The organism is Gordonia jinghuaiqii (genome assembly GCF_014041935.1).
Taxonomy (GTDB): domain Bacteria; phylum Actinomycetota; class Actinomycetes; order Mycobacteriales; family Mycobacteriaceae; genus Gordonia; species Gordonia jinghuaiqii.
The window spans coordinates 3,952,963-3,963,677 of sequence record NZ_CP059491.1 but is presented as its reverse complement, the minus strand read 5'-3'; the positions used below and the strand labels follow the sequence as shown (position 1 = coordinate 3,963,677).

Annotated in this window: 13 protein-coding genes; 6 read left to right on the top strand and 7 right to left on the bottom strand. The window is 67.7% G+C overall.

Features of this window, described 5'->3' with window-relative positions; translation table 11 throughout:
- The first annotated feature begins 72 nt into the window (after window positions 1-72).
- Both H1R19_RS17765 and H1R19_RS17760 read left to right on the top strand, forming a co-directional pair.
- Entirely contained in the window at window positions 73-306 is a 234-nt protein-coding gene (locus tag H1R19_RS17765; protein ID WP_188328719.1) for an MbtH family protein, read from the top strand.
- Window positions 307-587: 281 nt separating this feature from the next.
- Entirely contained in the window at window positions 588-938 is a 351-nt protein-coding gene (locus H1R19_RS17760; protein WP_188328718.1) for a hypothetical protein, read from the top strand.
- Window positions 939-1,068: 130 nt separating this feature from the next.
- Here H1R19_RS17760 and H1R19_RS17755 read toward each other — a convergent pair whose 3' ends face one another.
- Window positions 1,069-1,698 (bottom strand): DUF4190 domain-containing protein, encoded by a 630-nt coding sequence (locus H1R19_RS17755; RefSeq protein ID WP_219849705.1) that lies wholly within the window; start codon window positions 1,696-1,698, stop codon window positions 1,069-1,071.
- Window positions 1,699-1,777: 79 nt separating this feature from the next.
- Window positions 1,778-2,299: an MTB12 C-terminal domain-containing protein gene (locus H1R19_RS17750; RefSeq protein WP_219849704.1), complete on the bottom strand. Its 522-nt coding sequence runs from the start codon at window positions 2,297-2,299 to the stop codon at window positions 1,778-1,780.
- A gap of 152 nt (window positions 2,300-2,451) precedes the next feature.
- On the opposite strand from H1R19_RS17750, the gene H1R19_RS17745 reads away from it, so the two are divergent.
- Window positions 2,452-3,552: an LLM class flavin-dependent oxidoreductase gene (locus H1R19_RS17745; protein WP_188328715.1), complete on the top strand. Its 1,101-nt coding sequence runs from the start codon at window positions 2,452-2,454 to the stop codon at window positions 3,550-3,552.
- Window positions 3,549-4,253 (top strand): CE1759 family FMN reductase, encoded by a 705-nt coding sequence (locus H1R19_RS17740; RefSeq protein WP_219849703.1) that lies wholly within the window; start codon window positions 3,549-3,551, stop codon window positions 4,251-4,253. The genes H1R19_RS17745 and H1R19_RS17740 overlap by 4 nt, the downstream gene beginning before the upstream one ends.
- Window positions 4,254-4,306: 53 nt before the next feature.
- Here H1R19_RS17740 and H1R19_RS17735 read toward each other — a convergent pair whose 3' ends face one another.
- Window positions 4,307-5,314 carry a pirin family protein gene (locus H1R19_RS17735; protein WP_219849702.1) on the bottom strand — a complete coding sequence of 336 codons (1,008 nt, stop codon included), beginning with the start codon at window positions 5,312-5,314 and terminating at the stop codon, window positions 4,307-4,309.
- A 32-nt stretch (window positions 5,315-5,346) separates the two neighbouring features.
- Window positions 5,347-6,102 carry an acetoacetate decarboxylase family protein gene (locus H1R19_RS17730; RefSeq protein WP_188328712.1) on the bottom strand — a complete coding sequence of 252 codons (756 nt, stop codon included), beginning with the start codon at window positions 6,100-6,102 and terminating at the stop codon, window positions 5,347-5,349.
- Window positions 6,103-6,425: 323 nt separating this feature from the next.
- Between H1R19_RS17730 and H1R19_RS17725 the strand changes: the two genes are divergently transcribed.
- Both H1R19_RS17725 and H1R19_RS17720 read left to right on the top strand, forming a co-directional pair.
- Window positions 6,426-7,118, top strand: a complete 693-nt coding sequence (locus tag H1R19_RS17725; protein ID WP_244970744.1) for a helix-turn-helix transcriptional regulator — start codon at window positions 6,426-6,428, stop codon at window positions 7,116-7,118.
- A 292-nt stretch (window positions 7,119-7,410) separates the two neighbouring features.
- Window positions 7,411-7,785, top strand: a complete 375-nt coding sequence (locus H1R19_RS17720) for a response regulator transcription factor (protein ID WP_188328711.1) — start codon at window positions 7,411-7,413, stop codon at window positions 7,783-7,785.
- A gap of 87 nt (window positions 7,786-7,872) precedes the next feature.
- On the opposite strand, the gene H1R19_RS17715 is transcribed toward H1R19_RS17720, so the two are convergent.
- The 3 genes from H1R19_RS17715 to sigK form a co-directional block, all read right to left on the bottom strand.
- Window positions 7,873-8,913, bottom strand: a complete 1,041-nt coding sequence (locus H1R19_RS17715; RefSeq protein WP_219849701.1) for an alpha/beta hydrolase — start codon at window positions 8,911-8,913, stop codon at window positions 7,873-7,875.
- 171 nt (window positions 8,914-9,084) lie between these two features.
- Complete coding sequence (locus tag H1R19_RS17710) at window positions 9,085-10,086, bottom strand: anti-sigma factor (RefSeq protein ID WP_188328917.1); 1,002 nt, start codon at window positions 10,084-10,086, stop codon at window positions 9,085-9,087.
- Window positions 10,087-10,093: 7 nt separating this feature from the next.
- A complete protein-coding gene (sigK, locus tag H1R19_RS17705) occupies window positions 10,094-10,702 on the bottom strand; it encodes an ECF RNA polymerase sigma factor SigK (protein ID WP_188328709.1) in 609 nt (202 codons plus the stop codon).
- Window positions 10,703-10,715: the final 13 nt, after the last annotated feature.

Here is a 10,715-nt window from a genome sequence, read left to right as displayed (position 1 = left end):
GCCCGCACATACTGCGGACAGGATCACCTTTCCGCCGACCCGACACCACAAACCCACGATGAGAGGAAGACGATGACGAACCCGTTCGATGATGAAGAAGGCCGCTTCTACGTCCTGGTCAACGACGAGAACCAGCATTCGCTGTGGCCGACGTTCGCCGACATCCCGGCCGGCTGGACCAAGGTCTTCGGCGAGGACAGCCGTGCGGCATGCCTCGAATATGTCGAGAAGAACTGGACCGATCTCCGGCCCAAGAGCCTGATCGATGCGATGGAGGCCGACGAAGCCGCTCGCAAGGCGAACTAGGGACCGCTCGGCGCGATGTGGGGCAGTCATACGCCGGCGGCGCCGGCTCGGGCTCGACATCACTGTTCGGACTCGGGCGTGTGACCGGAACGCTCCGATCCCACGAATTACTTCAGTCACTCGAGTAACCCGTATACCATTAGCGATGTGTACAACTCTCGCATTTGGATGTGACGTGAGTAACAATGTGGACCAGGACATCCTGGCTCCGAAAAACTAGTGACAGAGTAGTCCCAGGGGTCTCCGGTCAGATCCCGGCAATCATGGGGGCGAGGAAAAACATGACTTCTAATTCGGCGTACGCGGGGGACGGTCCATCGCGAGCGATCATCGAGCAGGTCTACGCACGGTCGGAATCGAGTCCGCGGCTCACCGCCGTGCGGCACAGCGGCCAGGCGGCGACCTATGGCGACCTGGCCGTCGCCCTCGAGGGTTACGAGCACGTGACGGACAAGCACTTCACCAGGGCTGACGTCGCTCTGCCTGCCGCGGTGCTGCACTGTCTGCCCAACGTGAGCGGCCTCGGTTCACCCGAGTCCGTCGCCGGTGCCCTCGGGGAGATCTATGAGTGGCTCGGCCGCGACTCCCGGCGCGGCGAAACGGGTCGCGGACACCTTCGCGCGGTGGGCTGACACCAGCGATCATCCAGCGATTCTCGGACGCCGGCGCGGGGGCGCGTGTTCGAGATTCCACACTCTGTCATGTCACAGGCGAGGCGGGGTTCGGCGTGAGCCGAACCCCGCCTCGCTTGCGTTCCGCGGCTCAGGCCGCGGCGATGAGCAGCACGAGGAGAAGGATCGGTCCGCCGATCAACACACCGCCGGTCCCGGTCACGATCCCGGTGACGGCCGCGGCCTTGCCGCGGTGGCTTCCGGGCGAGCGGTTGATCTGCCTGACCGCGACGGCGCCGGAGATGATCGCGATCATCCCGAGTGCCGCGCCGAAACCGAGCGCGATGGTCATGGGCAGCGACAGCAGCCCCGAGATCAGCGCCACCGACGCCGCCGCAGGCGCACGGCGCCGTGTCGGGGCCGGGGGTGCGTACGGGATCGGCCGGAAGGGTGCGGACGGGCTCACCACGAGCCGGTCGGGGTTCTGCAGATCCCAGAAGTCGCCGACCGGTGGGAGTGCGGCGTGGTCGGCGGGCCGGCGCCGCTGGAATGTCTCCACGCGGGTGGACAGCCGGGCCGGGGTCGACTTCTCCGGACTCGATTTCAGCGGACTCGACATCGCCGGGGTTGCTGTCACCGGGGCGGCCGGAGCCGGGATGCCCACCGCGGCCGCGGGTACGTCCGGGAGGCCCACGTCGTCCAGGTCGTTGACAGCGGGCCACCGCCGATGGCGATCGGTCACCGTGGGCGTGAACGGATGGGTGGGATTGTCGACGGCCACGGCACCTCCTCGCTCGTCGGCTCGCGAGTCGGGCCGCACCCGCGCGAGTCTACCGACGAGTCGAGGGTGGGCGGGTGGCTCAGTTGCCCCGGCTCATGCCGGCGAGCTGGGTCACGGCGTCACCGCTGAGCTTCCAGCCGTCGACGTCGACGTAGGACAGCTTGATGTCGATCGGGGCGGGGGCGTGCGGGCTCTTCACCGAGACGGTGGCGATGGCCTTCTTGTCGCCGTCCTCGGAGACGTCCTTGACCTCGTATGCCTCGGGTGTGTAACCCGCGGCCGACGAAGCGGTCGCGTAGGCGATGATCGCGGCCTTCGTGGCCGGGTTGGTCACGTCGACCACCTCGTCGATCTGCTCGGCCGGGGTGTCGGGGTTCACGGCCTTGCGCAGGATCTCCTGCGCGTCGGAGTTGCTGAGTCCGGTGATCTCGTCGACGGCGTCGCTCGCTGCGGTCGAGGCCTTGCTCGCGCCGGTCTCGACCGCCGTGGACACCTTGCTGGTGACCTCGTCGACGGTGTCGGAGGACTCCGAGCATCCGGTGGCGACGAACAGTGCGGCCCCGGCGAGGGTGATGGCTGCGACAGACTTCCGGATCTTCATACAACTCCCTTTGTGCGACGTTCCATGTGTGCGACGTTCCGCGGAGTTGCTCCGCGGAGCATGTGTGAGCCAACACTAACCCAAACGCCACCGGAATTAATCGGACCGCGGTCCGGTTGGTGGGGGTGAGACCTAGACATAGGAGGCGCGACATGCAGTTCGGAATCTTCAGCGTCAGTGACATCACCGTCGACCCGACCACGGGACGCGAGCCGACCGAGCACGAGCGGATCAAGGGGATCGTCGAGATCGCCAAGAAGGCCGAGGACATCGGCCTGGACGTGTTCGCCATCGGTGAGCACCACAACGAGCCGTTCTTCTCGTCGTCGCCGACGACGACCCTGGCCTACATCGCCGCGCAGACGCAACGGCTCAGGCTGAGCACCGCGACCACGCTGATCACCACCAATGACCCGGTGAAGATCGCCGAGGACTTCGCGATGCTGCAGCATCTGGCCGACGGACGCGTCGACCTCATGCTCGGTCGCGGCAACACCGGCCCGGTGTACCCGTGGTTCGGTCAGGACATCCGCCAGGGCATACCGCTCGCGATCGAGAACTATCACCTGCTGCACCGGTTGTGGACCGAACACGTGGTGGACTGGGAAGGGCAGTTCCGGACCCCGCTCACGTCGTTCACCTCGACCCCTCGGCCGCTCGACGGCGTCGCACCGTTCGTCTGGCACGGCTCCATCCGGAGTCCCGAGATCGCCGAACAGGCCGCCTATTACGGCGACGGATTCTTCGCGAACAACATCTTCTGGCCCAACGAGCACTTCCAGCGGCTGATCGGCTTCTATCGCGAGCGTTTCGAGCACTACGGCCACGGCAAGGCCCACCAGGCCATCGTCGGGCTCGGCGGACAGTTCTTCATCAGGCGCAACTCGCAGGACGCGGTTCGCGAGTTCCGTCCCTACTTCGACAACGCGCCGGTCTACGGTCACGGTCCGTCGCTGGAGGAGTTCAGCTCGCAGACGCCGCTCACCGTCGGCAGCCCGGCCGAGTTCGTCGACAAGACGCTGCAGTTCCGCGAGTCGTTCGGCGACTACCAGCGCCAGCTGTTCCTCGTCGATCACGCCGGTCTGCCGCTCAAGACGGTGCTCGAACAGCTCGATCTGCTCGGTGAGGTACTGCCGGAGCTGCGTGCGGGCTTCGCACAGGGACGTCCGGCCGATGTGCCCGACGCGCCCACCCACGAATCGCTGGTCGCCGCACGCGCGGCAGCCGGCGAGACCGCGCAGGTTCGCTCATGACAACGGGGCTGCGGATCGTTGCGGTGAACGCGGGATTGTCCGAGCCGTCGTCGACGCGGCTGCTGATCGACCGGACGCTCGCGGCGGTGGTCGACGACCTGAGTCGGGGGCACGACATCGAGGCCGAGGTGGAGGTGATCGACCTGCGCGAGCACGCCGTCGAACTCGGGCGGGCGATGACCGTCGGGTTCGCCTCGGGCGAGGCGCGCGACGCACTCGACGCGGTGGAGTCCGCCGACGCGCTGATCGTGGCGACCCCGGTGTTCAACGCCTCCTACAGCGGACTGTTCAAGATGTTCTTCGACCTCGTCGATATCGATGCGATGACCGGCACACCCGTACTCATCGGTGCCACCGGCGGAAGTGCGCGCCACTCCATGGTGCTCGACCACGCACTGCGTCCGCTGTTCGCGTACCTGCGTGCCGTCGTGACACCCACCGGGGTCTACGCGGCGTCCGCGGACTGGGCGGGCGCGGACGGGGACACCGCAACCCTGAATGACCGGATCGACCGCGCCGCAACCGAACTCGCGGCGCTGATCGCTCCGCGGGCTGCGCCGGCAGGGGATACCGGCGAGGGCCGGGTGCCGGCCGCTGCGAATGTCGCCGCCGGCGCTCGGCGGGCGGACCCGACGGCCCCCCGGCACGCGTCCGAGGCGGCCGGCATAGCCAACTTCGCGCGGCTGCTCGGCACATCCTGACACCCACCGGAGATGTGTGGACACCCGGGACGCGCGGCGTGCGAGACGATCGCTCAGGCGTGTCCCGGGGTATTGGTGCGAGGACGTAGCCGGGTCCGCGGCAGTTCCGGCGCGGGCAGATGCTGGATGTCGCCGTCGTAGCCGGCCACCTGTCCGAATCGGTCGCTGTGTGCCATCCACTGGTCACGGAAGGCCACGATCTCGTCGTGTGTGCGTCCGATGAAGTTCCACCACATCACGATGTCCTCACCGAGCGGGGTGCCGCCGAGAAGGATCACCCGCGCCGGGGCGTCGTCGATGTTCGTCAGCGTCAGCCGCTGCGCGCCGAGGCCGAGGTAGCCGAGCTCGGTGCGCGCCAGCGGCGCGGCGCCGGTCCCGGCGACCGCGATGGTCCCGGCGTCGACGAGGATGCCGTGCTCGTAGGTCGGCTCGACGTCGATGTCGATCGAGGCGCCCGCGGCGAAGTCGAGTTGGGCGCCGAGGAGCGGGGTGAAGGTGTCCACCGGCGAGCGCGAACCGAACAGTTCACCGAGGAACACCTTCGCGGTGACCCCGCCCATGACCACGTCCAGTGGCCGGTGGTGGGCGAAGTCGCGTGGGGTGTCGGCGTGCGCGGCGGGCAGCGCCGTCCACAACTGGACGCCGTGCAGCATGGTGGCCTGAGCCGTGGACACCTCGGTGTGGGCTATCCCGTGCCCGGCGGTCATCAGGTTGATCTCGCCGGGTCGGACCATCGCATGATTGCCCATGGTGTCGCGGTGCTCCACCTCGCCGGTGAAAAGCCAACTCACCGTTTGCAAACCGGTGTGGGGGTGGGGTGGGACGTCCATCCCGCCCCTGGCGGCGACATCGTCGGGGCCGTAGTGGTCGATGAAGCACCATGCGCCGATGAGCGAGCGTGACCGCTGGGGCAGTGTGCGGCGCACCGTCATCGCGCGGGGCCCGCCCAACGGCACGTCGCGGGCGGTGAGTACCTCCATGTGCAGCGCGTCGGCGTCCGTCGCCACACCCGCATCGCTGGAACAGTCGAGCTCGATCGGATGCTCTTCGAGGTTGCTCATGTCGACATTGTGCCGCGTGACTCGCGGCCGCGTCAGATTTGTGTGGGGTCTTCGAAGCGCATCGTGATCGTGTCGACCGAGCTCGACATGAGTGCGTGGCGTCCGAGTTTCAGGGAGCGCAACTCGGTCGCGATCGGATGGTCGCCGAGTTCCAGGCTCGCACCGCCGATGCGGGTCCGGGTGCCACGGGTGGAGGTGAGCCGCCAGGGCGTCATCCGGGTGACCCCGTCGAGCTGGGAGTAGGCGTTCAGCACCGTGTCGGCCGTGGAATCGGGGACCTTCAGTCCTGGTTTGACGCGGAGGTCGGCGATCAGCGCACCGTCGGCCTCGATCCGGCCGCGCCTGGTGGCCGAGGAGTGGTCGACGTCGAAATCGGCGAGGGTCTTCGGGAAGCCCCAGATGCCGCGACCAGCTGCGAGGGTGAAGTCTCCGTCGACGGGGAGCCGGTGCACCAGGGCACGGGCATCGCCCTTCACGAGTGAACGCAACGCCCGCACCGGTGAGGCCGGGGGCGCGGACGGGTCCTCGACCAGGAAGCACACTCCGAACTCGTTGTACGGTCCGAGGTCACCGTCGACGTAATCGACGAAGACGAGCATGCACATGGTGCGGCCGGGCCGGATACGGAGTGGGCGCAGGGTTCCGGGACGGCTCGACTCGCTGTCGATGGCGCGCTGGACCGCGGCCGTGTCGGCGGTGAACCCGGCGACGAAACACCGTGCGGAACGGATTTCGACGGGCATTGTCACCGTGGTGCCGAGGATGTCGTGGCTCGAGGGTGCGCTCACCCGGGACTCCTTCTTGATCGGGTCGATTTCTAGAACGTGTTCTAGTCTGGCAGAAGTGGCCACGATCTGACGCCGGATCCGCCCTTGTCCCCAAACATGTGGACACAGGGTGTGCCAGATTTGGAACCGATCACCGCAGGTTGGATCGGTCGAGGCGTGGAATGTCCGAGTCGTCGGATACGTTCGCCGAGTGCGCAGGGTAACAAGCCTGTGTAATTGCGTCGATAAACACGGTGGGCGACGCAAGAGCCTCGCGAACGGCCCGACGGACGGTCGCCAGAGGTGCGTGTCACGAGGACAGTCGATGAGGGGGTGGGCCGGTGATGGGGCACGAAGCGCCTGACGGCGCCCACGTCATCCGGGTCGGGATGGTCGATGACCATCGCTCGCCGATCTGGGGGATCGAACGGGTGCTGGATCCGATCGCCGACATCTCGCTTGTCTGCTCTGCCTCCACCGTCGCCGGCGTGCTCGGCGGGATGCCACTCGACGTGGTGCTGCTCGACCTCCGCCTCGACGACGGCACCACCCCGCGTGAGAACGTCAACGCGCTGTCGGTCGTCGGTGTCGCCACCGTCGTGTACACCTCGGGTGAGCATCCGGCGCTGCTGCGTTCGGCTGCCCGTGCGGGCGCACTCGGCGTCGTGCTGAAGTCGGCGGAGGAGTCCGTCATCATCGAGGCCATCAGGGCGGCTGCCCAGGGCAGGGCGGTCCTCACGACCGAGTGGGCCGCGGCCATCGACGGTGATCCGGAACTCGCCGCCGTGGACCTGTCGCCGCAGCTGCAGAAAGTGCTGGCGCTCTACGCGTCCGGGGAGACCTCGGCACGGGTGGGGGCCGCTCTGGGGGTGTCCGCCGAGACGGTCAACGAATATCTGAAACGCATTCGGCAGAAATATGCCGACGCCGGCAGGCCCACCCGCACCAAGGTGGATCTGTTCAAGCGGGCGGTGGAGGACGGGTGGCTACCGGTGCCGCAACGGCATCGGGGTCGCGGAAGATCGGGTCGGCGTTGACCCCGGGCGGGCGCCCGAACGTGGTGCGCCCGCCGCGGGCGACAGGCGCCGCACCCACGACGACGGTGAGCAGAATCCGTCGCCGCCGCGAGGCGGTTGGTACGAAATCCGTGGTCTGTCAGCAGATCGGAGGGGAATTCCGTGGGGGACCGACACCTGAACCGCCGAAGTCCCCAATTCTGGGTCTACCGGCTGGTAGTCGACGGATCTAACGTGGAACAAGGATAAGGACGCGTGGGGCGTGCGGCGTCGGGGACGTGGGCAATGCGCCGAACAAACAGGGGATGGAAAAGTGACGGCGACTTCAGAGATTTATAGAGCGGCAAGACCTGCTGCTCCCGCGGCTGCTCGCCGCGCAGCCGCTCCGGATGCCGTGGAGCACAATCCGATTCCGCGATTGGCGGATTACCGCGCACCCGCCGAGCAGGGCGGCGCCGTGGCGCGTCCGAGCCTGTCCGACCGCGAGGTGGAGGTTCTCCTCGCCTGGCTCGCCGCGGACTCGAAGGAGGAAGCGGCCGCACGCCTGTTCATCTCGGCGTCGACGGTCAGCACCCACCTCGCACGAATCCGTGCCAAATACACCGCGGTCGGCCGAGGCGCCCCGACCAAGACTCATCTGTTCGCGCGTGCGTTGCAGGACGGGTACACCGGTCTCGACCTCTGGTGAGTGCCTGAGGGGAACCATGGGGGTTGGTTCTGCGGGGGATTGGTTCTCGGGGGGGATCGGTTCTTCGGGGGTTGTTCTGCGGGGGATTCAGCGCAGGTCGCGCGCCAGTTGCGGCCAGGTCCGGTACAGGTCGTCCTGCCAGTAGCCCCACGAGTGGGTGCCGGTGGGCCTGATGTTGACGTGCACCGGGACATCCAGTGCCCGCATGCGCTGCACCATCTGACGGGTGCAGATGTCGATGGCGACCTCGATCCCACCGCCCAGGATGGCCTGGTTCGCCAGACTGAAGGCGTCGCCGGCGATGCTCGGATCCGACAGTTGCTCATGGGCTCCCGAAGCTCCGGTGCCCGAGGTCATGTACACCTTGGTCCCGCGGAGTTTCGCGGCGTTGAGGTAGGGGTCGTTGGCGCGCCAGCCGGGTCCGTCGAGCGGGCCCCACATGTTCTCCATCTTGCCGCGGCCGCGGTCGACGACCACCAACCGGATGTACTGCTGGCCCACCGGATCGCTGGTGCGCGCGCACCCGCTGAAGGCGGCGACCGAACGGTAGAGTCCCGGCGCGGCGATCGCCAGGTTGAGCACCGATGTGCCGGCCATCGAGATGCCGGCGAGCGCGTTGACGCCCGTCGTGTTGAACTTCTTGTCGATGACCGGGGGCAGTTCCTCGGTGAGGAACGTCTGCCACTTGTTCCGGCCGAGCACCGGATCGTCGCGCTGCCAGTCGGTGTAGTAGGAGTACGCCCCACCGATCGGCGTCACCACATAGGCGTTCTTGTCGGCGAAGTAGCGCTTGTAGGTGGTGCGCGCATCCCAGGTCGCCGAGTCCTCTCCGCCGCCCGCGCCGTTGAGCAGGTACAGGGTCGGGGCCGGGCGGGAACGATCCCGCGGGGTGAGCACCGTGACCGCCACCGTGCGCCGCATCGATGCCGAGTAGACGAGCAGGGTCACCTGTTGTGGGCCGTCGACGTAGGTGTCGACGACACGCGTCTGCGCGACCGTCTCACGGGGTACCGCCATCGTCGGAGCGCTGGGCACGACGACCAGTCCGGCGACGACCGCCCCCGCCGCCAGCACGCTCGAAAGGAATCGACGTCCGTTCAGACCCACACCACACCCACTTGTTCTCATCTCGCACACACGGACTCCGCACGTGGGACCCGGTCATCGCCGGGGACCCGGTCATCGATCGACCGGCGCGCGACGCCCCTCAGTGTAGGCATCGTTGCCACGTACGTTATCGATACGACCGTCGCTCGAGGGAACGAATCTTGTGGGCACGCGCCGGTCGCCGGGAACCGGCTACAGCTCCACCTGGGCGAGGATCGGGGTCGTGGGCTGCGCCGAACCCCCGGCCGGTTCGATGGTCACCGCCAGCACGCTCGATCCGGCGAGTTCGTCCACCACGACTGGTTCGGTGTCGTCGCCGGGGATCACCCCCGCCGACACCGGTTGCTCGGCACCACCGACCAGCCACAGCTGGAAGGCCTGGTCCGGCGAGATCGGCTCACGGAGATCCCGCAGGATGGCGACCGCCTGATCGGCGGTCTGAGAAGTGATCACCGCGATCGTGCCGCGGTCGTCGGCGAGCGGTTCCACCGTCACGGTCGCGTCGGCCGCGGTGAGCACACCGAGGACCTGTTGCTGCGAATCGGACAACGCCGTCGACGACGTCGACGTGTCGGGAGCCGTCGTGCGGCCGATCAGCACACCCGCGCCGAGCGCGACGGCGACGGTCACCGCCGCCGCGGCGAGGATGGACGTCGCACGCATCGGACGTCGCGCCGAGGCGCCGGAACGATGCTGGCCGGAATGGTGCTGGCCGGAATGGTGCCGGCTGGGGCGCTGCGGATGGGGCAGGTATCGGTCGGGGGCGGATTCTCCGGACCGGGGCGCCGAGGCGGCGCCGGACGTGGCTGCCGGATGACCATGTCCGACAGCCGCTTCGGCGTCCGCCGCCGCAGCCTCGGCAGTGACGTTCTCCCCGGCGGAGATCTCGGCGGGATCCGCGTCCTCGTCGGTACCCGCTGCGCGCGCCGGGCCGTCGAAGACATGACTGAGCACCCTTGACCGCAGCTCGGGAGGTGGGTGGAGAGCGAACGTCGAGGCGAATCCTGCCATGGCGGCGTGGATGTCGGCGATGCGCGTCTCGTACACCGCGCGTTCGCTCGGCGCCAGCGCCGCGAGCTCGGACTCAACGCGGGCGCGTTCGGCAGGGGTGAGGGCCGCGACCGCAAAGAGTTCGACATGCTCGTCCAGCCAGTCGGACTCCCCGCCGCCAGGTGCCGCGTCTGTTCTCGTCATGATGAGCTCAGACATCCTCCTGCGTCCTCAGACAGGTCTTCAACCGACGCAGTCCGTCTCGGATCCGAGACTTGACGGTGGGCAAGGGAGTAGCGGTGCGCTGTGCGACCTCCGGGTAGGTCAAGCCGCCGAAATAGGACATCTCGATGGAGCTCCGTTGAAGGTCGGTGAGCTCGCCGAGACATGTGCGTAGCGTACGCGCCTCGTCGGCGTGAACAACCACCTCCAACGGAATGTTGCGAGGAGTTTCGACCGACGCGGCCCCGTACTCGGATATGCGTCGTTGCTGAAGTTCCTCGGTGCGAACGCGGTCGACGGCCCGGCGGTGGGCGATGGTCATCATCCAGGTCAGGACCGAACCGCGCGCGGGATGATAGTCATTCGCCTTCTGCCAGTACTGCAGATAGGCCTCCTGCACGATCTCCTCGGCGTATTGCCGGTCCCGGACCACGCGGAACGCCAGTCCGTAGACGCGCGAGCTCGTCAGGTCGTAGAGATGCGTGAACGCGGCGCGGTCGCCCAGGGCGGCCGAGGCCAGCAGGTCGCGAAGCACCCTCGCTTCTCCCCCGTGGCCGAGGTGCGCGTCGGCGGCCGCGCTGCCATCGTCCGGTGTCACGGTTCAAAGGTAA